This is a genomic window from Sphingobium sp. TA15 (assembly GCF_037101235.1).
Taxonomy (GTDB): domain Bacteria; phylum Pseudomonadota; class Alphaproteobacteria; order Sphingomonadales; family Sphingomonadaceae; genus Sphingobium; species Sphingobium indicum.
Map to the genome: position 1 here is coordinate 1,154,671 of NZ_AP025355.1, position 24,574 is coordinate 1,179,244.

Here is a 24,574-nt window from a genome sequence, read left to right on the forward strand (position 1 = left end):
TTACGGCCGGAGCGTCCGAAAAATCGGATGCTCCGGCCGTATCCATTCAATGCACCACCGGCTTCATGCCGGCAGAGGAGGGGAGATCCCAGGCCAATCTCGACAGACCAACCCAAGATCCTCCGATCAGCTTTAGAAACGGAAGCTGGTCTTTACTCCGTAGGTGCGTGGCATGGCCGCATACCGAACCGCCGTATCGTACAGGAACGCTACGTTGTTCCAGTAATATTCGTTGGTCAGATTCTTCACCCAGAACTGGACCTGCCATGCATTGTCCGCATCCTGAAGTGCAATGCGAGCATCAACGGTGGTAAACGGCTTGATGTAGGTTACCGCCTTCGTCACCGCATCATGACCGATCGCAGCCTGCGTGCTGCTGTTATAGGTCAGGCTGGCACCCAAATTCACTGCCAGGCTGGCGCCAAGCGGAACGGTATAGTCGGCGTTTGCACTCGCATTCCATTTCGGAGCGAATGGCACCCGGTCGCCGGCAAAGTCAGTAAATACCCCGTCGGAATTCAGATCGGAGTATTTTTTGATCTTCGTGTCGACATAGGTCACCGCGCCACTGAGGTTGAGGCCATCGACCGGCCGCCATACGATGGCCAGCTCACCGCCCTTGACGGTGGACTTAGGCACGTTGTCGAGTGCGAACACGGTGCCGAAAGGCGGCTGATCGAAGAAGCCCATCAGCTGCTTGTTGCGGTAGTCATAGTAGAAGCCAGCACCGGTGAGCAGCACCGAGCGGTCGAACAGCTCCTGCTTGAAACCCGCTTCGTAGGCAATGACCGATTCCTGAACGACCGGACGATATTGACTGACAGTCGCCGCCCCAATCGTTGGGAAGCTGCCTGCCTTATAGCCCTTGGTCACGTTCGCGTAAAATAGCGAACCAGCCACCGGCTTGAAGTCGACGCCAACCTTCCAGGACAGATTATCCTCATTGAGGTTGGTATCGCCGAGGATGCTCTCAAAGGCATCCGGCCGTTGCCCATTCTCTACACCGATAAGTGGATTGCCGTTGGCATCCGTCAGCGGGTCGATCGCACTGGTGCAGTCACCCGGCTGCAGGGGGGTCGATGCTCCCAGGCCCACCAGGGATCTGGCGAACGTGTGGATAATGTCGAACAGCCTGCGCTGGGCGTCGTCGCCATGTATCGGGTCGAAATTATTATCAAAGGTACAGCCGACGAAATGGCGCTTGCTGTTCGTATAGCGAAGGCCACCCTTCACCGTGATGGTGTCTGTCACATCGAAATCGACGTTTCCAAAGAACGCATAATTTTCGATCGTCTGCCGGCTGAAATCCGATGCTCTGGAAAATGGCACCGGCAGCAAAGTGCTCGTCCCGTCTATCTGAGAGAAATTCGAGACGATGCTATCTCCATAGGAAAGCTTGCTTAGCTCATAGACTTTGCTGTGCTGATAATTAGCACCGACGGTGACCCGCATGCGCGATGCGGCGTCGTTCGACAGGCGCAATTCCTGGTTGAAGTCACGAATATATCCGTCGTTGGCGACATAATCATAGTCTTGCACCGCAGTGCCGTCATTCGCCGCCCGGCTATTACGCTTATAGTCCGAATAAGAAGTGATCGAGGTCAGGGTCAGATTATCGGTCACGTCATAGTCGGTACGCAGCGCGGCATTATACATTCTGTCGTCACGGAAAGGTTCAGCATCCGCGGACCAATCGGCGGCGCGCGCCTTGCGCGGCGCATATGGCGTCACCAATGTACCCGTTTCGAAATTATAAAGCTGAGGGCTCAAAAATTGCTCCTGCCCCGCCGTGGCAGGACGCAGGAAGATGTACTGCCCGATCTGCGGCTCGCTGCCGTCATGCCAACCACTCAGGCTGGCCATGAAACTGAGTCTATCGGTGGGCTTCCAGTCTAGAGTGATACGGCCAGCGAATTCCCGCCGCTTCCCGAACTCGTCACCTGGACGAGAGAAGTAATTTTTCTGCCACGATCCCGCATAAGTGCTGCGGCCAGCGAGCCGTATATTGAGCGTGTCGGTCACAGGTCCACTGATGAAAGCTTCGCCTTCAACCGTGCTAAATCGTCCATAGCCAAGGCTGAACCCGCTCGTCAGAGTGTCGGTCGGCTTGTTGGCGATGTAGTTGATCGCGCCGCCGGTGGAATTCTGGCCGAACAGAATGCCCTGCGGACCTTTCAGTACCTCAACACGCTCCATGTCCAAACCGACCCCGATGCCGGGCAGCGCGGAGAAGCTGAGAGGCGCCTGGTCGACATAAACGCTAACCGCAGGCGATGCCGCCAGAGCGGTATCGAAATAGCCGACGCCACGCAGCGTGAACACCGGGGTGCCGAATGCCGACCGCGCATAGGTCAGACCCGGGACGGCCTTGGTCAAATCCTGGACGCTGCTGATACCCTGCTTGACGAGCTGATCGCCACTGACCGCCGCAATCGTGAGGCCGACCTTGTTGATCGATTCAGCGCGCTTGCTGGCGGTGACGATGATCTCGCCGGCACCCAGACTTTCACTCTGCGGCGCTTCGGCGGCTGCGGATTGGGCAGCAGGCTGCTCCGCCGGAGCCTCGCTCTGGGCGAATGCGGGCGAACAGAAGCAAAGAAGCGCGACGCCCGATGCGTATAAGTTAATGCCGTGCCGTTTCGTTGTGCTTTCTGGTCTGACAATCATAACCATCCCTCCCTAGATATGACCGAAGTATCGTTTCGCGCTCTTAAACATTTTTTCTTCGGTCGCGTTGAAAAACTATCCGTGTCTCCTGCCCACTTCACTCCGGTGTCAGGACAATTATTTCGTTTCTATTCGGCAGACTGCCGCTCCAACAGCAGCATCATCACCTTCAGAAACCAATATTTCAATGAGAGTTCCATCGCACGGGGCTTCCACCTCGGACGTCACCTTTTCGGTTTCCACCTCATAAAGGATGTCACCGAGAGCAAAGTCTGCGCCCAGCTGTACGTGCCAGCGAGCGATCGTGCCTTCTTCCATGTTCATGCCAAACATCGGCAACTTAAGCGACATCTTCATGCAACGTCTCCATCGCGTACAGCCGCGCGGATCGCAGCCTCAACCATAGCCTCATCAGGGATCACCGCATTTTCGAGATGGGGCGCGAACGGGATCGCCACATCCTGCACGGTGACCCGGCGCACGGGACCACGCAACGAAGCAAAACCCTGTTCGGCGACGATAGCGGCAATTTCACTTGCGGCGCTGCATGTAGCACGCGCCTCATCGAGGATTACTAGGCGCCCGGTCTTGCGAACCGAGGCCAGGATCAGCTCCTTATCGAGCGGGAAGAGCGTCATCGGATCGACAACTTCGACCTCGATCCCCTCTTCGGACAATGTCGCCGCTGCGCGCATTGCATGACGCACCATCACACCGATCGCGACCACCGTGACATCGCGACCCTCGCGCTTCACCGATCCCTTGCCGAGCGGCACGACATGATCGCCATCGGGCACTTCTCCTTGCTCGCCGCCGCGGCGGGTGGGCAGCAGGAAGAGGACCGGATTATCCTCACGGATGCTGGCCTTCATCAAACCCTTGGCGTCGGCTGGCGTGCTGGGGATCACGACCTTGATGCCGCCAAGGTTCATAACGCCTGGATAGGGTGCATCGGAATGCTGGGCGCCAGATGAGCGGCCGGCACCTGTAGATGCCAGGTAAACGAGCGGCAGCTTGAGCTGGCCCGCCGTCATATAGCGAAGCTTGGCGGCCTGGTTCGCGATGGAGTCAAAGCCGGTATAAAGGAAGTTGCCATACATCATGTGGCAGATCGGGCGATAGCCGGCCGCTGCCATCCCAACCGCCATACCGGTCATGACAACCTCGGAGATTGGCGTGTTGATCACCCGCTTGCCCCCGAACTTGTCGAAGAGGCCGCGTGTATCGCCGAACAAGCCGATCCTGACATCCTCGCCATAGAGGATCACACGATCGTCGCGCTCCATTTCTTCATGAAGCGCTTCGTTGACAGCATGGATGAGGCGCCGCTTAGCCATTGGCGAACATATCCTCAAAAGCACGGGAGACAGGGGGAAGAGGATCATTCAAAGCATCGGTGATGGCGCTTTCGGTAACGCCCTCGACCCTGGCCCGGATAGCGGCCACGTCCTTTTCCAGATCCTCGGAGACGAGAAATTCTTCCAGCCGGCTAATCGGATCGCGCTGCTTCCAGCTCTCGACTTCTTCCTGGGTGCGATAAGGCGCTGCAAGGAAGCTTTCTTCGGATTCGACATGAGTCCGCCAGCGATAGGTACGAGCCTCGATGAGCGTGGCCCCTTCGCCTGAGCGCGCCCGCGCAACCGCCTCGCCAACGACCCGCCATACGGCGTGGACGTCATTGCCGTCGACCAGCGCGCCGGGCATGCCAAACGGTTCGGCGCGGCGCCAGATATCGCCAGCGTTCACCGTCTCATAAGGGGAGAATTGAGAAAATCCGTTATTCTCGCAGACCAGCAACAGTGGAAGCTTCCACAGGGCGGCGATGTTCAGCGCCTCGGAAATGACGCCCTGGCTGGACGCACCGTCACCGAAAAACACCACGGCAACCCGGCCCTCGCCGTCAAGCTGCGCGCCGAGTGCCGCACCGACCGCGAGCCCTACGCCACCGCCGACAATGCCGTTGGCGCCCAATATGCCCTTCGAGACGTCGGCAACATGCATCGAGCCGCCCTTGCCGTGGCAAATGCCGGTCTCTTTGCCCATGAGCTCCGCCGCCATAGCGCGCGGATCTCCGCCCTTCGCCAGGAAGTGACCGTGCCCGCGATGAGTGCTGGCAACCCAGTCGCTGTCGTCAAGATGTGCGCAGACGCCGGTGGCCACCGCTTCCTGGCCAATATAAAGATGCACATTGCCAGGAAGTTCGCCGGCTTTCCCGAGGTCACCAAGCCGCTCCTCCATCCTGCGGATAAGCAGCATGCGCTCAAAAAGCCGTAATGACCGTTGAAGGTCCGGACCATTCATAAGGACGCCTCCGTGGGCTGAGCCTGCGCAACCAGGCGATCACGCAGGATATTCTTCTGGACTTTGCCCGAAGCCGTGCGCGGAAACGCGTCGACCATCTCCACGCGCTCCGGCCATTTCTGTCGCGCTAGCCCTTGCTCCCCGAGGAAGCTGCCAATGTCGGCGACGGAAACGGGCGCATCCGCAATCACATAGGCGCAGACCCCTTCACCCAGCCTTTCATGCGGCATCGCCACCACTGCGACGTCGGTGATTGCAGGATAGCGATGCAGCGCATCTTCGATTTCCTGAGGGCTGATATTCTCGCCCCCGCGCACGATAACATCCTTTTTACGGCCGCTCACCGCCAGGAAATCGCCAAATTCGATCCGTCCGAGATCACCCGTGCGGAAGAAGCCGTCCTGATCGAACGCATCGTCCGTCAGCGCTTGATCGGTATAGCCCAGCATCACCTCCGGGCCGCGAACAAGGATCTCTCCTTCCGCCCCCTCGCCCAGCAACGCTCCCGTCGCTTCGTCGATGATCCGCACTTCATTGTTGACGATGCGCCCGTCCGTGGTCGCGCCAAGCTCAAGCTCTTCGACGCCCCGGACACCCAGCGTGACCGTTGGCGCCTCGCTGCTTCCGAAGGCGCGCGATATGGCGCACCCCGGGATCGCCTGCGCCGCCCGGCGCACAAGTTCCGGCGCAACCGGCGCCCCGCCGCAGATAAACAAACGCATCGTGGGGAGCAGAGCCCCGGCCGACACGACCGTATCCGTAAGTTCCCTGAGGAAGGGAGTTGCGCCAACGCTCATCGTTACGCCGTGCCGCTTGATCAGCTCGACCGCCTCAGAGGCGTCCCATCGCTCCATCAACACCGCGGCACAGCCGGTGACGAAACCCATTTCGAGCGCGTAAAGATAGCCGGTTATATGCGTAACCGGCGAGGGCATCAGCACCACATCGCTCGCACCAAGGCCCCAATAGTCCCGAGCGGCAAGGAGCTCGGCCATTAAGCTATTGTGGCTGTGCAGAACGCCCTTGGGATGGCTTGTCGTGCCCGATGTATAGAGCAGCAGCTTGACGGCATTGGGATCGGGATGGCCGCTTGCCACGTCAGGCGCGTTTGAAGCGAGAAGCTCCTCATAACCAAGACAGCCCTCCGCCTCACCCCGGACGGTAACGATGGTGGCAAGATCGGGAAGGCCCGCCTGAAGCGCGCGCGCCATATTGACATAATCGAAGCCACGGAAGCTCGTCGGCACGAACAGAATCTTAGCACGGCCGTCGCGCAGGATGTAGCCGACCTCCGCCTCGCGATAGATTGGGATGATGGGATTGCAGACAAAGCCGCCGATACAACAAGCCAGGTTGATTACCGCGGTTTCGAGCCAGTTGGGAAGCTGGAAGCTTACCACATCGCCCGGAACTAGGCCACGCGTGGCAAGTACCGCAGCAATCTTTCTTGCCTTGGTAACAAGATTACCCAGATAAAGCGAGCGATCGCCCTCAATAAATGCGAGCATGTCAGGCTTTTCGATCACCAGACGCGCAGCGATATCGGCGATCGACTCATTCCGCCATGCGCCTGAAGCTGTGTAGTTGTCGATCATCGCGTCGTTCAGACGGGTGATCCAACCGCTCACGTCCTTTCGCACGTCTATCCCCTCACTCGCGAAACACACCGACCACGAGCTTTCCCGATTCGTCTTCCGTACATGGGAAACTAGCCTGCCAACCCGCTCACGCAGGCCCCTGGCAGCATCCGATCCATCCGTTCAGCATTTCCGGCCGGATGGCCCCAACTTGCACGGCGCTTATCGTCTCTGCGTCTGTTTGAAACTTTAGGTCACCGTTTGGTCATTTGTCAATAGCCCTATGCGCCACAAACATCGCCAAAAAGAAGCTACGTAACGACCAATTCCCAACTCCTGCCCGCCGGCCACAATGCTGCAAGCGCACATGCAACAACTCACAGAGTAAGGACCTCTTCCAGCGGCGGCGCGTATTCAGCGCGCACCGCCGTCAGCTGGAGCGAAGCATCCGCCTATGCACTTGACCAGCCGGTCATTTTTTAGCATTCACGACCATTGGCATCGGCGCCAAGGCGCTTGGTTATGAAAGAAGGGAATGAGGTGACGACCCCGCGTAAGAAAACGCAGACCGACACTCCGCGGTTGCCGCGCGCCGAACGCGAGCGGCTTATCGTGGAAGGCGCCGTGCAATTCTTCGCGGAAGTAGGGTTTGGTGGTGACACACGCGAGCTAGCGAAGCGGCTGAACATCACGCACCCTTTGTTATTTCGCTATTTTGCCAGCAAGAACGCACTGATTGAACGCGTGTATCAGGAAGTATTCATCGGCCGGCGGAATCCATACTGGGAAATTGTAATCAGCAACCGCAATGTTCCGTTGCGAGAGCGGCTGGTAAATGTATACCAGGCGCTCGCCCAGACAGTGCTTAATTATGACTGGGTCCGCCTATTCATGTTCGCAGGTCTTAAGGGATCCGACATAAACGGTCGCTGGTATTCTTTCATGCAAGAACATCTCGTCAGGCCGGTTTGCGCCGAATTTCGTCACGATCTTGGCCTGCCTACGATTGAAGAGATGCCTCTCACACAGAACGAATCCGAACTCGTGCTTGGCGTCAATTCGCGCATCTTTTATCTCGGCGTCCGGAAATTCATATATGGGGTCGACACGCCTGAAAACGTCGATGCCTGGGTAGAGATGGAAATTATTCTGTTTCTGGATGGGGTCGTCAACATTTATCCCGGGCTGGTGGCTCCTCCCCAGCGCCGCGTCCGCAAGCCACGACTGGCCAGGGCCACCAAAAAAAGGCCTTCTCCCCTTGATGTAGCGTCGATAGGCTGAACCCGGCAAAACTTCCTGCTTTCAAATAAGTTAACGGCACGGCCTCGGCCCCATTGGGCCGAGGCCCATGCATATCGGGTGCCAAGCTCTGGAGGCGCAGAGAAGCTATCTTGACACGTTACCAGTTGGTCACTTAGTTAGGGCAATGATAGCGATGAGGATGGGCGCCACGGCGCGACCGTCCGGCCGCGGCTCTAATTAAGCGAGGGAGGGCAAGGGTAATGGTGCAGAGGCTCGACGTAGAGTTCCAGTCCGAAGGTGATACTGTTCGGGGTTGGCTCTACACACCCGACGAAGGCGGGCGTCGGCCCACTGTCGTGCTCGCTGGCGGCTGGTGCTATGTGCGTGAGGTCACGATGCCGACCTATGCGCAGAAGTTCGCTGAAAATGGCTTTAACGCGCTCATCATCGACTATCGCAACCTCGGGGTCAGTGGCGGCGACAATCGCCAGCATCTGGATCCCTGGGCGCAGATCCGGGATTATCAGAACGCCATCAGCTTCCTCGAGCGCCACCCTGCGGTCGACCCCGACAAGATCGGGGCCTGGGGCATTTCCTATTCCGGCGGCCATGTCATCATCCTTGCAGCGATCGACGAGCGGGTGAAAACGGTCATCAGCCATGTTCCCGTTATCGACGGATATGAGAATATGCGTCGTATCCATGGCGTAAACGGCTGGCGCCAACTTCTGAAGCTGATCGCCGATGATCGCGCGCTACGTTATGAAAAGCCCGGTGAGCAACTCTATTTGCCGCACGCCACCATTGATTACGTCAATGACATTCCTTGCTGGCCGGTGCCGGAAGCGGAAATTGTCTTTAACGAGATCAAGAAAAATGACGCGCCGCTCTATCAGAACAAGAGCACTGTCGAATCGGTCGAATTGCTCCTAAATTACAATGTGAACAGCTTTGTTGGTCGCGTCATCAACACACCTGTCATGATGGTGGTTGCCGAAGGGGACGATATTACCCTATGGGATCTTGAAATCGATACGTTCAATGCCATTCCTTGCCCCCGCAAGGAACTTGTGGTGTTGCCGCACACGACCCACATAACGCTCTATTCCGACAAGGCGAGAGGCATGATGGCCGCCGAGGCGGGACTGAGGTGGCTCAACGAGACGCTCCGCTAAGGCGAACGCTTTTCACGGCCGCCTGCGGGGTAGCCAAAGAGATATCCTCTGCGGAAAACAGGACCGGTGATCATGTCCGAAGTATATCCTCTCCAGGACCGTATCGCATTGGTGACCGGCGCATCGAGCGGTCTTGGGCGCCATTTCGGACTGCTGCTCGCGGCGAACGGCGCACATGTCGCCCTCGCGGCGCGCAGCATCGACCGGGTCGCGGACACGGCAAAGGCGATTACCGACCAAGGCGGCAAAGCACTTGCCGTAGCGCTCGATGTTACCGATCGGGCCAGCGTTGATGCGGCCGTCGCACGGATCGAGGACGAGCTCGGCCCGATCCAGATCCTTGTCAACAATGCCGGCGTCGCGGCGACCGCGCCTTTTCTCGATATGACGGAACAAGATTGGGCACAGGTTCTCGATACCAACCTGACCGGCGTCTGGCGCGTCGGCCAGGCCGTTGCCCGCCGCATGGCCCCTCTTGGGCGAGGCAGCATTATCAACATAAGCTCAATCATTGGTCATGGCGTGCAACGCCAGCAGGCAAATTACTCTGTCGCCAAAGCAGGCGTGGCCCAGCTCACCCGTATCATGGCGCTTGAGCTGGGCGAACTTGGCATCCGGGTCAATGCGCTTGCGCCGGGATATGTCGCCACGGAGATAAATCACGATTTCTTCGCAAGCGAGAAGGGCAAAGCCTATATCACGCGCCTGTTCCCGCGGCGCCTGGGCGAGGCATCCGAACTCGACGGGGCGCTCATGCTGCTCGCGTCCGATGCCGGGTCCTACATTCAGGGCACCACCATTACCGTGGACGGCGGAAGCCTTTTGAAGGGCCTGTAATCTTGACCGCCTCCCCCAGCACAATCGAATCACAAAGGTCCGCGAGCGGGCTGCCGCTGGAGGCGTTCACGGCGATATTACGGGAGCAGCTTCCAGACCTGCGCGGACCCATCGAAGTGCGTCCTATCGCGGCCGGTCAATCCAATCCGACATTTTTTGTCGAGTTTGGCGGTCGATCATTTGTCCTGCGCAAACAGCCGGATGGGGAACTGCTGCCCTCGGCACATGCGATAGATCGCGAATATCGGGTAATGAAGGCGCTAGCCGCCAGCGCCGTGCCCGTGCCGCAAATGCTGTTCTTTCATGCAGATCGCGATGCGCTGGGTACGCCTTTCTATTTGATGGAAAAGGTGAACGGGCGTGTTTTCCACGATAGCGCAATGCCCGACCTCACAGTAGCGGACAGGCATTCCGCCTATCTGGCTTCAGCCGCCACGCTGGCGGATCTGCATTCGATCGATCCCGCTTCGATCGGTCTGGCCGATTATGGTCGCCCCGGTGATTATTTCGAGCGGCAGATCAAGCGCTGGTCGGGACAATATGAGCGCGACCGCACGCGCGATTTGCCAGGCATGGACCGCCTGATCGCATGGCTGCGCGCGGAGATTCCGCAAGACGACGGGCTTACAAGCATTTGCCACGGCGATTATCGCATGGGCAATTTGATGTATCAGCCGTCCGGCAGCGGCATTGTGGCGGTGCTGGACTGGGAGTTATCTACTCTCGGTCACCCACTCGCCGATCTCGCCTACAGCATGATGTTCTGGCGGCTTCCGCCCAATATCTTCTCTGGCATTGCCGGCCTGGATTGGAATGCGCTCGGCATCCCCGACGAACGCGCTTATGCCACCCATTATTTCGAACGGCGAAATATGGACGACACGCTATCGGCCTTTCACCGCGCCTTCGCATTCTTCCGCTTCGCGCTGATCGCGGAAGGCGTTGCCGTACGCGCCCAGAAGGGCAACGCGGCGGCGAATGACGCCGAAGAAGTCGGCGGCTTCGCCCTGGCCTTTACCGAGGCGGCGCTCAGTTTCGTGGATGGCGGCGCGGCCTATTGAAGGGCTCGGGCGATACTGTTTCCCCGCCCGGCCCAATTTTTTGGCAAGAAACATCGCTGGTGCGCCAGCGAGCATGAGGAGTCGATAATGTCTCAAGCTTGGTATCTCGTTTCCCGCCCGGCCGGCATGCCGACGATGGAAAATTTCGCGTTGCGCGACGTTCCCGCCAGCCCGCTTGCCGCAGGCGAGGTTCGCATCGCCAATCGCTGGGTTTCGGTCGACCCCTATATGCGCGGTCGCATGAATGAGGGGAAAAGCTATGTCCCCCCCTACGCGCTGGATGCCCCGATGGAGGGCGGCGCCGTCGGTGAAGTGATCGAATCGGCTTCCAGCGATTTCGTCCCCGGCGATAAGGTCCTCCACATGGGTGGATGGCGCGACGAGGCTGTGCTGCCTGCCACCGAAGTGGAAAAGCTTCCCGCCGATCTCGGTGTGTCCGACACCGCCTGGCTGGGCATGCTGGGGCTGCCGGGCTTCACCGCCTGGTTCGGCCTGCTTTCCATCGCGTCTGCCAAGCCGGGGGATATCGTGTTCGTCTCCGCTGCAGCCGGCGCGGTCGGCTCCGCCGTGGTCCAGATTGCAAAGGCCAAGGGCATGACGGTGATTGGTTCGGCCGGCGGCCCGGAAAAATGCGCATGGGTCCGCGAAATCGGCGCCGATGCCGTGATCGACTATAAGGAAGAAGGATCGCTCGTCCGCAAACTTCGGACGGTCGCACCGAACGGCATCGATGTCTATTATGACAATGTCGGCGGCGACCATCTCGACGCGGCGATCGCGCTTTCAAATGACCATGCGCGCTTCGCGATCTGCGGGATGACATCCATCTATAATGGTGGCGGTGCAACCCAGCTTCGTTACGCCCCGAAAATAATTGGCAGCCGCATTCGCATCGAAGGCTTCATCTATTCCGATTTCGAGGCTCGTCGGCCGGAATTTCTGCAGGGAATGACGGAACTGCTGAAATCCGGCAAGATCACCACGCGCGAAACCATCCATGAAGGGCTCGCCGCAATGCCGGATGCGTTCATCGGCCTGTTCAGCGGCGGCAACACCGGCAAGATGCTCGTCAAGATCTGATACCGGATTGATAAAAGTCTGAAGAAGACCCGGATCGTTTTACGCCGCGATCCGGGTTTTCGCGCTGTTCTGATGATAAGGATCCCATGAGCTACATCGCCCCGATCGCCGAACAGTCATTTGTTCTGGAAACCATCGCCAACCTTCCCGCGCTGGCGATGCTGGCTGGTTTCGATCACGCCAGCAGCGATCTGGCGAACTCCGTTCTCGAGGAAGCAGGCAAGCTCGCCGCCGGGGTGTTCGCGCCGCTCAATCGCAGTGGCGACGTCGAGGGCGCGCGCTGGTCGCTTGATGGGGTAATCCTCCCCGCGGGTTTTCGCGAGGCTTACGCCACTTTCGTTGCCCATGGCTGGAACTCGCTCGCCGCCGATCCGGACCATGGCGGCCAGGGCCTGCCCTTCATACTTTCCGTTGCCGTGCAGGAGCAGCTCAGTTCCGCCAATATGGCCTTTGCTCTCTGCACCATCCTTACCCAGGGCGCGATCTCGGCGATCCAGGCACATGGCTCCGATGAGCAGAAGCAGCTCTATTTGCCGAAGCTGGTTTCCGGCGAATGGACCGGAACGATGAACCTCACCGAGCCGCAAGCGGGTTCCGACGTGGGCGCCATCCGCTCGGTCGCGACGCCGGCGGGTGACGGGAGCTATCGCATCACTGGCTCCAAGATATTCATCAGCTGGGGCGACCATGATGTCGCCGACAATATCGTCCATCTGGTTCTCGCACGGTTGCCGGGCGCGCCTGCGGGAAGCAAAGGGCTGAGCCTCTTTCTCGTTCCCAAATATCTGCCAGACGCGGATGGCGCACCGGGGCAGCGCAACGGCGTTCGATGCGTATCGATCGAGCATAAGCTTGGCATACACGCCTCGCCTACGTGCACCATGAGCTTCGGCGAAGAAGATGATGCCTGTGTCGGCTGGCGCATCGGCCCGGAGCAAGGCGGCATGCGCGCGATGTTCACGATGATGAACCATGCAAGGATTTCCATCGGGCTTCAGGGCGTCGCAATCGCGGAACGCGCCTATCAGGGCGCCCTCGCCTTTGCCCGTGAGCGCATTCAGTCCGTCGCGGCCGGCGGTGACGGTACGCCGGTGGCCATCATCGCCCATCCGGACGTGCGCCGGATGCTGATGACGGCTCTGTTGCAAAAATCGTGAAGCTTGAGCATGCTTGGCGGAGATTGGACGGACGGAACGATGACGGATTTCAAGTGGCGCCATTTCCAGGGTGATGTGATCCTGTGGGCGGTGCGCTGGTATTGTCGCTATCCGATCAGCTATCGCGACCTTGAGGAAATGCTGGCGGAACGCGGCATTTCGGTCGACCATACGACGATCTATCGCTGGGTCCAGTGCTACGCCCCGGAGATGGAGAAGCGGCTGCGCTGGTTCTGGCGGCGTGGCTTTGATCCGAGCTGGCGCCTGGATGAAACCTACGTCAAGGTGCGGGGCAAGTGGACCTACCTGTACCGGGCAGTCGACAAGCGGGGCGACACGATCGATTTCTACCTGTCGCCGACCCGCAGCGCCAAGGCAGCGAAGCGGTTCCTGGGCAAGGCCCTGCGAGGCCTGAAGCACTGGGAAAAGCCTGCCACGCTCAATACCGACAAAGCGCCGAGCTATGGTGCAGCGATCACCGAATTGAAGCGCGAAGGAAAGCTGGACCGGGAGACGGCCCACCGGCAGGTGAAGTATCTCAATAACGTGATCGAGGCCGATCACGGAAAGCTCAAGATACTGATCAAGCCGGTGCGCGGTTTCAAATCGATCCCCACGGCCTATGCCACGATCAAGGGATTCGAAGTCATGCGAGCCCTGCGCAAAGGACAGGCTCGCCCCTGGTGCCTGCAGCCCGGCATCAGGGGCGAGGTGCGCCTTGTGGAGAGAGCTTTTGGCATTGGGCCCTCGGCGCTGACGGAGGCCATGGGCATGCTCAACCACCATTTCGCAGCAGCCGCCTGATCGGCGCAGAGCGACAGCCTACCTCTGACTGCCGCCAATCTTTGCAACAGAGCCGCACGCTCCACGATTGCATCCAGATCGGCTCGGCGCGCAGCGGGGACCAACATTCGCGACGGCGCATTGCATGACTGTCCGGAATTCAGCATCATTGCCGCCACGCCAGAGGAAACGGCGACCTCGAAATCTGCATCGTCTAGAATGATATTCGCCGACTTGCCGCCCAACTCCTGAGCTACCCGCTTGACCGTGGGTGCCGCCGCCTGCGCAACAAGCACTCCCGCGCGAGTCGATCCTGTAAAAGAAATCATGTCGATTCCGGGATGCGCGGCCAAAGCCGCTCCGACTGGGTCTCCCTTGCCATGGATAAGATTGAATACGCCCGGAGGAACGCCGGCCTCCTCAAATATCTCAGCCAGAATATGCGCACTGAGCGGCGCCAACTCGGATGGCTTGAGTACCATCGTGCAGCCCGCCGCCAGCGCCGGCACCACCTTAGCTGCGACCTGATTGATAGGCCAGTTCCAGGGCGTGATCATTCCGACGACTCCGATCGGCTCCCGATGGATCGTTGCGCTTCCGCGCGCTTCCTCGAAGGGAAAACTGCCGAGTGCATCAATCATCAGCTTCAGATGCGCCGCGCCCGCAAAGACATGAGCATAGCGGGAGAGCATGTAGGGCGCACCAATCTCGGTGCAGATCGCCTGGGCAAGATCCTCCTCACGCTTTTCATAGACCGAAAGAATCGCGGCAAGCAGCGCCGCCCGCTCTGCGGCTGTCGATGACGCATAGGCGGGAAATGCCGCTTGAGCGGCGGCCACAGCCATGTCCACGTCGGCCGGAGTTCCCAAGGGAATAGTGGCGCATGGCTGGCGCGTCGAGGGATCAATCAGGGGAAGTGTATCGGCGCCGGAATTGTCTATCCAGCTGCCACTGATGAAGAAGCGGAGGAAATGCATCTGATTTTCCTTTCTCGATCCTGTTCCCCTGGGGTGGGGCAAGCTGTCACGGAGCCCTTTTCCAATCATGGCCATCGCCGCTCAAGTTCTCCCAACGCGAAGCTGCCCGCCGGCTTCCGCTTCAAGCCGTCGGGCAGCCAGCATCCCTATGACAAGCACCACCGCCACTGCCAGAAAAGCGCGCTGGAAGTAGGCAGGTCCCGCGACCTCGCCACCACCAAGCCATTGCTGCGCGGCAAGCAGAAGCACGCCCAGCGACACGCCAAACGACATCGTCAACTGCTGCACCGTCGAATAGAAAGCCGTTGCCGCCGACATCTGTTGGGGCTCGATGTCCACATAGGCGACAGCGCCCAGCACGCTCAATGCAAGCGAGTGTAGGAAGCCGACCGTGACCAGCAGCGCCCAACTGGTCCAGATCGGCCATCCCGGTCGCATCAGGGAGAGCGCGGTCATGGCGACTGCGGCCGCTCCGGTCGCGACAAGGATAACACGCCGTGTCGTGAACCATCCGACAATGGCAACGCTCGCCGACCGGGAGAGCAGTGCGCCGGCTACGCTGGCGAAGGTTATCACGCCGCTCTCCGCGGGCGTCAGTCCAAAGCCGATCTGGAACAGCATCGGCAACAGGAATCCGGAAGCCGTCGAGGCCATCCGCATAAAGGAGCCTGCGATCATCGATATGCGGAAGGTTGGAATGTCGAGAAGAGAAAGGTTGAGCAGGGGTTGCGGCGTCCTTCTTGCGTGAAAGACATAGGCACGGCCAAAAACAAGGGCGACCAGAAGGAGACTGAAGCCCCCGACGGAAGCGGCCCGACCCTCGGTAAACGCCTGCAATCCAAAGACGAGGAGGATAAGGCCCGATCCCGCCAGAAACATTCCTCGCCAGTCGAAGCGGGAGAGAACACCGTCGCGGATCGGCGGAATCAGTCGTTGTGAGAGAATCAAACCCAGAACGCCGACTGGGATATGGACCGCGAAGATCCAGCGCCAGGACCATTGGGTGGCGATAAAACCGCCGATAACCGGCCCCATCAGCGGGCCGATGATCGTCGGGACCATCAGCCAGTTCATTGCTGAGAGCAAATTTCCCGACTGCGATGATCGGAGAACGATCAGACGCCCGACCGGGATCATGATGGCGCCGCCGATGCCCTGTACCAGCCTGGCGCACACGAGAAGCGGGAGGGTCGGTGCGAAAGCGCATGCCATCGCGCCTAAAAGGAACAAGACCAGGGACAACTGGAACATACGGCGCGCACCGAAGCGTTCGGCCAACACGCCTCCTGCAGGAATGAACACGGCAAGGCTGATCAGATAGGCCGTCAGCACGACGGTCATCTGCGTGGCTGGTATGGCAAAGTCGGCACTCATCGACGGGAGAGCCGTCGTAAGGGCTGCCGTGTCGAGATATTGCATGAACAGGGATGTCGAGACAACAAGCGCGACGATCCGGTAATTCGGCCCAGGATCAGACACCGGCATCGATCGCGTTGCCGTGCCGAACCGCATCACCGGCCGCCCGTCACATGGACCGTGGTGCCGGTGATGTAGGCAGCTTCGTCGGATGCGAGGAAAAGAGCCGCGTGAGCGATCTCAACCGGCTCACCCAGGCGCCCGAGGGGTGTCATCCGGCTCGGGCTATATGGCAGTCCGCTTTCGTCCATTGCGCGCAACGGTGGACCGGCCCGCGCGGTATTGATCGGGCCGGGAGCAACGGCGTTCACCGTGATTCCATATTCCGCCACTTCGAGCGAAAGGTCTCGAATAAAGCCATGGACGCCTGCCTTGGTGGTCGAATAGGCGGCGCCACCGGCATAATATGCGGTCCAAGGTGTTCCCTCCCGCGCACCGGAAGACATGCAGATCACGCGTCCGCTGCGGCGGGCGATCATGTGCGGGAGGACATGTTTCGAGAAGAGGAATGTCGGCCGGAGGTTGAGCCTCATCGTAAAGTCCCAATCCTCGACGGGCATATCCCATACCCGGCCGACACGGGCGCCACCGACATTGTTGACCAGAATGTCCACGGTCTCCCAGACGGACAGAGTCTCCGAAACAAGCCGGACTGCGCTCTCCTCCTCGGTAGCATCAGCAACCAGACCCGTTGCCTCGCCGCCGGCTGTACGGATAGCATTGACGACCTGGTCGAGGCCTTCACCATCCATGTCTATCAAGGCAACCTTGGCGCCTTCCTCGGCGAACCTAAGCGCGATGGCGCGGCCCAACCCTTCCGCCGCCCCGGTGACGATCGCCGTCTTGCCTGCAATCCGTCTGCGGCCTGCGCTCTCGCCGTCAGCCATGATCGTGATCGTGGATGATCATGCAGCCATGGGGATCAATCGTCGCCGTCTGGCCGGGCAATAGCAGGATCGTCGTGTCCACCTGCCGGAAGATGGCCGGGCCTGCAACCTGTGCGCCCGCGCCCATCGCTTCACGATCGTAGATGGGACAATCGAGGGAACCGGCCTCGAAAGCGACCCGCATCTTGCCGGTGATACACGCCTCAGGAGGTTGGCCGCTGCCGATCCGCGGAAAGTGCGGATGAGGCAATGTTCCGGTGGCGCTGACCCGCAAGGTCACGATCTCCACGGGCACGTCGGGCTGGGCGAAGGTGTAGAGTTCGGCATGCCTGTCATGAAAGGCCTGGACCGTTGCGGCGATGGTATCGGCATTCACCTCGTCACCCTGCCAAGGGACGCTCAGCTCGAAACCCTGGTTCATATAGCGCATGTCGGCGCTCCACCCGATCGAACGGGCCTCCCCCGCGATATCTTCGCTATCCAGCCATGCCGAACCTTCGGTCCCGAGTTCCGCATAAGCTTTGGCGATCGCTTCTGGATCGATGCCGCTCCCCTGCACCAGCGTCCTGGAAAATTCAGAACGCAGGTTGGAAACGAGCAGACCGATGGCCGAAAGGACACCCGGTGCCGGAGGGATCACGATGGTCCTCACTCCCAGAAGGCGGGCGAGCGCGCCACCGTGCAATGGTCCCGCGCCGCCAAAGGGCATCAACGCAAAATCGCGCGGATCCAGTCCCCGTTCGACCGAAACAAGCCGAATGGCGCCCATCATCTTATTGTCGGCGATGGACAGAATGCCGCGTGCCGCCTCCGTTACATCCATGCCGAGCGGTTCTGCGACTTCACGCTGGATTGCTTCTGCTGCCCCCTCGACGTCGAGGCTCATTTCACCGTTCATGAGATAGGGAGGCAAGTGACCCAGCACGACATGGGCGTCCGTGACGGTTGGGCGCGTGCCCCCGCGACGGTAACAGACCGGTCCCGGCTGAGCGCCGGCGCTTGCGGGCCCCACCTTTAGCGTTCCATTCACCACTTCTGCGATTGAGCCACCCCCGGCGCCAATCGTATGAACATCGATCATGGGCAGCGTGATCGGCCAGTCGGCGATACGGGATTCGACGCTCATATTGGGCGTACCGCCCCGAATTACGGAGATGTCTGCCGACGTCCCCCCAATATCGATGCCGATGATGTTGTCGAACCCGGCCATCCGTCCGAAGAAGCTGGCCCCCACCACGCCGGCTGCGGGGCCTGAAAGGGCGGTCTGCACTGGCTGACGGCTGATCTCGCCTGCGCCCGCAACGCCGCCATTGGACTTCATCAGCAGCAGCGGCGCCTTGATCCCCAGAGCATCGATACGGTTATGAAGGTTGCCGACATAGCCCGCCACGGCCGGCGCGACATAGGCATTAAGCAGAGTGACCATGCTTCGCTCATATTCACGGAATACCGGCAGGATCTCGCTCGAGAGAGAGATGATGGCGCCCGGGCAGCTTTCGACAAGGATGTCCCGGACGCGCAGTTCATGCGCCGACGAAACATAGGCATTCAACAGGCACACCGCGATGGTGCCGATGCCGAGCTGCGCGATTTTCGCGCCAGCGGAGCGCACGGCCGCCTCATCGAGAGGTTCCAACTCCTCCCCATCCTTGGAGATGCGCCCTCCCACTTCGAAGATCAATTCGGGCGGCACGGGCCTTTTCGGCTTAACCCATGTGTAGGGATTTGCACCACCCGGAATGTCGTGCCGCCCGATTTCAAGCACATGACCAAACCCGCTGGTAGCCAGAACCGCCGCCTTCGCGCCCTTCCCTTCAAGGATCAGGTTAGTCGCTACGGTGGTTGCATGGAATAGCTGAGCCACGTCCGTTTCTTCACGGCCGGCCAACCCAGCGATCTTCCGTATACCCTCGACAAAGCCGATCGACTGGTCCTCGGGCGTGCTGGGCGTCTTGGTCCTCCAAATCTGCCCCGTGGCGCGATCAAGCAAGGTAACGTCGGTGAAGGTGCCGCCGATATCGATCGCGACGGCGACATTGGAAGGAGATGCGAAAGTCATGCAGCGGCAACCTTGTTCCCTTGGGCAGCGCTTCTCGCACTGGAGGATCGGAGTTCATTCGTGGCGTCGTAATCGATGTGAAGGTCAGCGCCGGTGAGCACCACGCCATAGTCGTCCCGGGCCGACGCGCTACTGATGAAGCGTCCGAGCACATCGGCTCTCACGTGCTCAGGGCTCCGCTCCAGCGGATTGCCCCAACCGCCGCCGCCCACCGTCTCGATACGAAAAACGTCACCCCTTTTGAGCACGGTGCCGTCGCTGAGCGCTTCAATCATGCGCTCGTCGGAGCGGCCCGGATTGACGACAGCGCGGCCGCCACGGCCGGGCATTCCACCTAAGACGCCCCAGGGCGGGTTGCCGACACCGTCGATACGCACCGAGAGCAGTGCTTCGTCCGCCAATATTTCGATTTCGCGGAAAACGCCGCACCCGCCACGCCAGCGTCCAGGGCCTCCACTATCCTTGAGCAGCCCATAGGAGCGCATCCGTATGGGATAAACGGTTTCCATGAATTCCGCCGGGTAGTTCTTTTGGCCGACGAGATAGACGGCATCAATGCCATCCGCGAAGGCGCGCGCTCCGTAGCCGATTGCCACGCCATCGCTGAGCAGGAACGGCTTGCCCGCATGGGAACCACGCATATTATAGATCACATAGGCGCTGTTCGAGGCGCCGCCTTGGCCATTCGTCGCCTGATTTACGATACCAAGAATGCAGTTCATCGACCGGATTGCCGTAATCCCCCGCATGCCAAGCGCTGCAGGTGGATTCGGTTGGAGCAGGCTCCCATGGCGCAAGACCACTTCGTCGATAAGCGCCTGCACGCCATGGTTCGCCCGCGCTTCCGGGACAAGCGACAAGAGATAGCGTCCGAGCGTCGAAGCGGGTACGCCGACATGCATCAGATAGTTGATCGGACCGAGCGCCTGATCATCTGTGCCGGAGGCGTCGAGCTTCACATGGTCCGGCGTGACCGTCAGGTCCATGTGGATATTGAATGGCCCATTGCCCTTGCCGTCAGTTGCGACCACTTCGGAGAAGCTGTAGGTGCCGGCGGCGAAGAGCTCGCGAAACCGAGTTGTCAGGAGGCTCGCCGTCCGCTCAAAGGACTGCTCAAGCCCGGCCAATGTTACATTGAGCCCGAACCGGTCGAACAACTCCGCCAGCCGCCGTTCGCCAAGAGCGACAGCTGCAAGTGAAGCGCGAATGTCGCCTCGTACCATCTGTGGATACCGGCTATTCCGTTCGAACAGGCGCTGAAGGTCTTCATTGCGCCGCCCGCCTTGCTGTAGCCGCACCACCGGTACGATGATGCCTTCCTGATAGATGCTGGTGGCGTCGGGGGAGATCGTACCAGGATGCATGCCGCCGATATCGTTGAAATGCGCCCAAGCCTGGGAAAAACCGACAAGCCGGTCCTCGAAATAGACGGGCGCCACGAAGACCTGATCGGGAGAGTGCGAGACGATGCCGCGCGAGCTGTAGCAGTCGTTGTACCAGTAGATGTCGCCCGCGCTCATCTCCTGCGCGGGAAACGCCTCGAAGATCGCGCTCATGAACTCGCCGGTGTGGCCGCCCGATGCAACGATCACCCGACCCTCGGCATCCGCCAGCGCAACGTGAAAGTCCTTCTTTTCCCGGATGAAAGGCGACATCGCCGTACGCTCAAGCAATGTCTCCATCTCGCTCACAGCCATGCCGAGGGCGCCGGCAATCAATTCGAGCGTAACCGTGTCGCATGTCGCTAACGTAGATGCCTTTTGTACCATGGCTTACATCATCCTAGTTTGTGCTTGGCGAGATCGATCACATCGTTTCATAATGCGAAACATGGCAGCTCCCTGTCTCCCGTAACACCCCTGAAAGTGCGAACCCGCCGGGAGTTCGACCCTCCATTGATGAATTTTGGGTTTAGATCGGCGTCGGTTACCGGTACGTCAGCTCCCTATCCGGCCAAGCGTGATCGAGCACGGACTCGACTCCTGTGATGCATTGTTTCGAAATACGGAATGAGTTGCAAGCCCCTAATGGGCACTGGCTTTCTGACGATTTTGAGCACTGAACGACAGAGGAAAGTTAAGGTATTTTTATCAATGCTTTATAGAAAATCGTTGCCGGTTAGGGCGGGAGACAGCTAGGTGAGCCAATGTGATGTAGTTATGCCGTCGATTACGATGTTTCGATTCCAGTGATGGATTCAGGTCGAATGCAAGGACTGAGGCAGAAATGGACCGGATGACGAAATTGTGTTAGGATTTCCCAAGTGGGCAATGCTAAGGCTGCGTCGTTGATGCCTCTGATCGAGTATATACTGCACCTGGATTCGAAACGTCGTTAGCATGTAAGCACTTCATATATCAGGAGATTCGGATGGCCCGGTCCGGCCAGCGCACAATCGCCACTGCAGTGGGAGCCGCAAAAAAGCCTCGGGAGATCAAAACCAGGAAAGCGACAATCCAACCTATCGGCAACGATATAAGTGCCCAGCGCATTGGCGCGGAGGCAGGCGATCCGCAAGCGCGCCGCTTGTCACCGATTGTTCCGGTAAAACGGAAGGTGACGGATTGCCAGATCATCAATTCGCTTGCTCGAGGCCTCAAAGTTCTGACGGCCTTCGGCCCAGATGATATAGCGTTGAGCAACAAGGATCTTGCAGTTCGAACCGGGCTGCCCAAGCCGACGATCTCTCGGCTCACCAACACGCTCGTGCGCCTGAATTTCCTAGCTCAGGACGGCGAAACCGGGGGATATCGGCTTGGCGAGGCAACATTGACGCTGGGGTTATCCGCCACTGCCAGCGTTGACCTGCCACATATAGCCCGCCCGTTCATGCGCGCCTTTGCGGAGGAGCACAATGTGGGCGTCAGCCTGGGCGTCCGCGATGGACTCGAGATTCGGGCTCTAGCCTATAGCCTAAGCGATCTCTACAACAGTTCCGACGGCTCGCCGGGTGCCCATCTGGCACTTTATGCGCGACAACCACTCGGCGCCTCGGGTATCGGTTATGCCTTACTGGCCGCGATGACCCCACCGGAACGCGCGACGGTCCTGGAGCAACTTGCAGCGCAAGCAGGCAACGTCGGCTGGCCCAACATGGAGCGCCGCATTCAGTTTGCGATCGAGGACATCAATCGCTACGGCTATTGCGCGTCGATTCGCGAATGGGACCGCACAATCAATTGCGCGGCCACTCCGGTTGCCTTTTCCACGAAGGGAATTCCGCTGTCTTTGGCTTGCGTCGCTCCACTTTCGATGCTGCCTGAAAATCGCATCCGGAATGTCATTGGCCCGGCCCTTGTCGACCTGAAGCAAACAATTCGAGATGCCTTTCACGAGCAAGGTGGAAGATAGTCTATTTCGGCGACCCGAGCCACCAGCTAGGTGGCCCATGCTTCCGGTTCCTCAGGGTACAAATGTATCCATTAACCAGCGCCCCTGAGCGATCAGGCTCTGGTCCGCATGCCATTGGCCGATAACCTGGACGCCAAGCGGCATGCCTTGCATCGAAAGCATCGGAAGCGACAGTGCTGGAGCACCGAGAAGAGAAGGCACGATGTTGTAGATGGGGTTCCCGGTTGCCATCTGACCAGGAGCGCGATCTGGATCGTCAATCAATGGGGCGATCCCGGGCGCAGCGAGGCTTATCACGGCGTCGCACACATCCGCTAATTCAGCATGTTTTTGGCGAAACAGATTGCGCTTCTCCAGAGCGTCGCGATAATCTACCACGCTGAGCTTGCTGCCATATTCATATTGCGCCAATGTGGGCCCACTCAGCTTATCGGGAATGCGCGCCATGAGGTTGGCAAGTAGGGGGCGGTTTTCCCAAGCGACGATGAGACCGACCATCCGGTAAGCGTCAGCCACCATATCGTGAAATGCATCAAAGCGTGACTCTGCTCCGGGACGGATTATTACTACGCCCGCGGTTTCGATCCTTGCCAATAAGGCGTTGAATAGAGCCTGCGCGCCCGGATCGGTAGCATCCCAGCCGGGCCCTTCCAGCACTCCTACGCGACGCAGGGGCTTGCTTGCAGGTAGTGGTAATGCACCAAAAAGCCCTGGATAGCCCGGGTCTCCACCCGACCGCGTGGCAATTTCCACCGATGCCGTCCAAAGATCTTCAAAACTATTGGCGTGGACGCCGATACATGCGTGGCTGAGGCCCAGCCGTTCCCCGCGATGGAACGCGCCCATAGTAGGTTTGAGCGCCATATTTCCGCAAAATGCGGCTGGCCGAAGGATTGATCCTCCCACCTGAGTGCCTAACGCGACTGGAATCATACCCGCTGCAACTGCCGCCGCCGACCCACTTGAGGAGCCTCCCGGTGTACGGGCCGGATCGAACGGATTCGTTGTCACACTTGGCGTGCCGCCGCCAAGCTCTGTCGTCGTCACTTTACCAAGAATGATGGCACCGGCAGCGCGCAAAGCTTGAATTGTAGCGGAATCGTCGCCTGTCATGGGGCTGTGGCCAGCGATCCCAAGGCCAGTGGGAAGGTCGCGGGTCGAAATCAGGTCCTTGATCCCGATGGGCATGCCATCGATGAGCGATAGCGGCGCGCCTGCACGATAGCGCTGGGCCGATTCCTGGGCATCCTTTCGGGCGCCATCAAATCTGGTGGAAGCCCATGCGCGAACAACCGCCTCCTGACTTTCAATTGCGGCGATGCAGTGGTCCAGATAGGCAATAGGGGTGTCTTCTTTGCCTAAGAATCGCCGTTGGGCCTCACTAAACGTAAGAGGCGCGGCAGCTATGTCATGGATCACGAAGCGACTCCTCATATGTTTCGTATATCGGAATACACGACAAATTTATCCCCATTCAAGGACGAACACGATCACATTGGTCCGCAGAGCGAAATTTTTTCCACTCAGCCTCCGCACTCGTGGTGTAATTTTCCGGTGGGGATTGTGCTGCCGCAGTGTTGCGCATGCCCTCCCTATATTGCCGATTTCCATGTACACTAGGCTCATCGGTAGCGCGGAATTTCCCTATTTCTGAGGCGCATCGAGGGGTAGATTCCGATGACTGAGGCTAGGCTTTGCTTGCCGAGCTGAAGCCGGAGATGCCGATTTCTTGCAACGATCGCGGAGAGCATACTCCAGACGGAAGTCGACCGCGTGGCCCAAATCGGGCGCCACGAGCGGCTCGGCGACCGCACGACCTGGCGCAACGGCTATCGCGAACGCGACATTCATAACCGCTTGGGAACGCTCAATCTAAAGATTCTGAAGCTGCGTAGTGGTGCGTACTACTATGGCTTCACCAAGCCCAAGACGGTCGCCGAGAAGGGGCTGGTTTCCGTGATCCAAGAAGCCCGGACATCGGCGTGAGACCGCGGCGCGTTAGAG

General features: G+C 59.4%; 19 protein-coding genes and 1 pseudogene. 9 read left to right on the forward strand and 11 right to left on the reverse strand.

The features are described 5' to 3' along the window. Positions 1–132 precede the first annotated feature (132 nt). From Sj15T_RS05825 to Sj15T_RS05845, 5 genes are all read right to left on the reverse strand, one after another. Positions 133–2,667, reverse strand: a complete 2,535-nt coding sequence (locus Sj15T_RS05825) for a TonB-dependent receptor (RefSeq protein WP_013040174.1) — start codon at positions 2,665–2,667, stop codon at positions 133–135. Between the two features lie 117 nt (positions 2,668–2,784). Next, positions 2,785–3,024, reverse strand: a complete 240-nt coding sequence (locus Sj15T_RS05830; RefSeq protein ID WP_007682525.1) for a lipoyl domain-containing protein — start codon at positions 3,022–3,024, stop codon at positions 2,785–2,787. Next, a complete protein-coding gene (locus tag Sj15T_RS05835; RefSeq protein ID WP_013040175.1) occupies positions 3,021–4,004 on the reverse strand; it encodes an alpha-ketoacid dehydrogenase subunit beta in 984 nt (327 codons plus the stop codon). The genes Sj15T_RS05830 and Sj15T_RS05835 overlap by 4 nt, the downstream gene beginning before the upstream one ends. After that, complete coding sequence (locus tag Sj15T_RS05840) at positions 3,997–4,968, reverse strand: thiamine pyrophosphate-dependent dehydrogenase E1 component subunit alpha (RefSeq protein WP_013040176.1); 972 nt, start codon at positions 4,966–4,968, stop codon at positions 3,997–3,999. Before Sj15T_RS05840 ends, Sj15T_RS05835 begins: the two co-directional genes overlap by 8 nt. Further along, positions 4,965–6,608: an AMP-binding protein gene (locus tag Sj15T_RS05845; protein ID WP_007686272.1), complete on the reverse strand. Its 1,644-nt coding sequence runs from the start codon at positions 6,606–6,608 to the stop codon at positions 4,965–4,967. The genes Sj15T_RS05840 and Sj15T_RS05845 overlap by 4 nt, the downstream gene beginning before the upstream one ends. Positions 6,609–7,067: 459 nt before the next feature. On the opposite strand from Sj15T_RS05845, the gene Sj15T_RS05850 reads away from it, so the two are divergent. The 7 genes from Sj15T_RS05850 to Sj15T_RS05880 all read left to right on the forward strand — a co-directional run bounded on the left by Sj15T_RS05850 (position 7,068) and on the right by Sj15T_RS05880 (position 13,901). Next, a complete protein-coding gene (locus Sj15T_RS05850; protein WP_013040177.1) occupies positions 7,068–7,826 on the forward strand; it encodes a TetR/AcrR family transcriptional regulator in 759 nt (252 codons plus the stop codon). Positions 7,827–8,047: 221 nt separating this feature from the next. Continuing rightward, a complete protein-coding gene (locus Sj15T_RS05855; RefSeq protein WP_013040178.1) occupies positions 8,048–8,962 on the forward strand; it encodes a CocE/NonD family hydrolase in 915 nt (304 codons plus the stop codon). Positions 8,963–9,034: 72 nt separating this feature from the next. Then, positions 9,035–9,799 carry an SDR family oxidoreductase gene (locus tag Sj15T_RS05860; RefSeq protein ID WP_041386398.1) on the forward strand — a complete coding sequence of 255 codons (765 nt, stop codon included), beginning with the start codon at positions 9,035–9,037 and terminating at the stop codon, positions 9,797–9,799. Positions 9,800–9,801: 2 nt separating this feature from the next. Beyond that, positions 9,802–10,860, forward strand: coding sequence for a phosphotransferase family protein (locus Sj15T_RS05865; protein WP_013040180.1), 1,059 nt, complete (start codon positions 9,802–9,804; stop codon positions 10,858–10,860). Positions 10,861–10,947: 87 nt separating this feature from the next. After that, positions 10,948–11,940, forward strand: a complete 993-nt coding sequence (locus tag Sj15T_RS05870) for an NADP-dependent oxidoreductase (protein ID WP_013040181.1) — start codon at positions 10,948–10,950, stop codon at positions 11,938–11,940. Positions 11,941–12,026: 86 nt separating this feature from the next. Then, positions 12,027–13,097: an acyl-CoA dehydrogenase family protein gene (locus tag Sj15T_RS05875; protein WP_013040182.1), complete on the forward strand. Its 1,071-nt coding sequence runs from the start codon at positions 12,027–12,029 to the stop codon at positions 13,095–13,097. Between the two features lie 39 nt (positions 13,098–13,136). Further along, positions 13,137–13,901, forward strand: coding sequence for an IS6-like element IS6100 family transposase (locus tag Sj15T_RS05880; protein ID WP_001389365.1), 765 nt, complete (start codon positions 13,137–13,139; stop codon positions 13,899–13,901). A gap of 89 nt (positions 13,902–13,990) precedes the next feature. On the opposite strand, the pseudogene Sj15T_RS05885 reads toward Sj15T_RS05880, so the two are convergent. The 5 genes and pseudogenes from Sj15T_RS05885 to Sj15T_RS05905 all read right to left on the reverse strand — a co-directional run. After that, positions 13,991–14,932: pseudogene (locus Sj15T_RS05885) on the reverse strand (aldehyde dehydrogenase family protein); the annotation flags it as partial. A 6-nt stretch (positions 14,933–14,938) separates the two neighbouring features. Next, positions 14,939–16,369: an MFS transporter gene (locus Sj15T_RS05890; protein WP_013040184.1), complete on the reverse strand. Its 1,431-nt coding sequence runs from the start codon at positions 16,367–16,369 to the stop codon at positions 14,939–14,941. After that, a complete protein-coding gene (locus Sj15T_RS05895) occupies positions 16,369–17,160 on the reverse strand; it encodes an SDR family NAD(P)-dependent oxidoreductase (protein WP_013040185.1) in 792 nt (263 codons plus the stop codon). Before Sj15T_RS05895 ends, Sj15T_RS05890 begins: the two co-directional genes overlap by 1 nt. Then, positions 17,153–19,219 carry a hydantoinase/oxoprolinase family protein gene (locus tag Sj15T_RS05900; protein ID WP_013040186.1) on the reverse strand — a complete coding sequence of 689 codons (2,067 nt, stop codon included), beginning with the start codon at positions 19,217–19,219 and terminating at the stop codon, positions 17,153–17,155. Before Sj15T_RS05900 ends, Sj15T_RS05895 begins: the two co-directional genes overlap by 8 nt. After that, complete coding sequence (locus tag Sj15T_RS05905; protein ID WP_013040187.1) at positions 19,216–20,988, reverse strand: hydantoinase B/oxoprolinase family protein; 1,773 nt, start codon at positions 20,986–20,988, stop codon at positions 19,216–19,218. Before Sj15T_RS05905 ends, Sj15T_RS05900 begins: the two co-directional genes overlap by 4 nt. Before the next feature lie 601 nt (positions 20,989–21,589). On the opposite strand from Sj15T_RS05905, the gene Sj15T_RS05910 reads away from it, so the two are divergent. Beyond that, positions 21,590–22,570, forward strand: coding sequence for an IclR family transcriptional regulator (locus Sj15T_RS05910; RefSeq protein ID WP_013040188.1), 981 nt, complete (start codon positions 21,590–21,592; stop codon positions 22,568–22,570). Between the two features lie 51 nt (positions 22,571–22,621). On the opposite strand, the gene Sj15T_RS05915 is transcribed toward Sj15T_RS05910, so the two are convergent. Further along, positions 22,622–23,989 carry an amidase gene (locus Sj15T_RS05915; protein ID WP_013040189.1) on the reverse strand — a complete coding sequence of 456 codons (1,368 nt, stop codon included), beginning with the start codon at positions 23,987–23,989 and terminating at the stop codon, positions 22,622–22,624. Positions 23,990–24,343: 354 nt separating this feature from the next. On the opposite strand from Sj15T_RS05915, the gene Sj15T_RS05920 reads away from it, so the two are divergent. Further along, positions 24,344–24,556, forward strand: coding sequence for an IS256 family transposase (locus Sj15T_RS05920; RefSeq protein WP_013040190.1), 213 nt, complete (start codon positions 24,344–24,346; stop codon positions 24,554–24,556). The last annotated feature ends 18 nt before the right edge of the window (positions 24,557–24,574 follow it).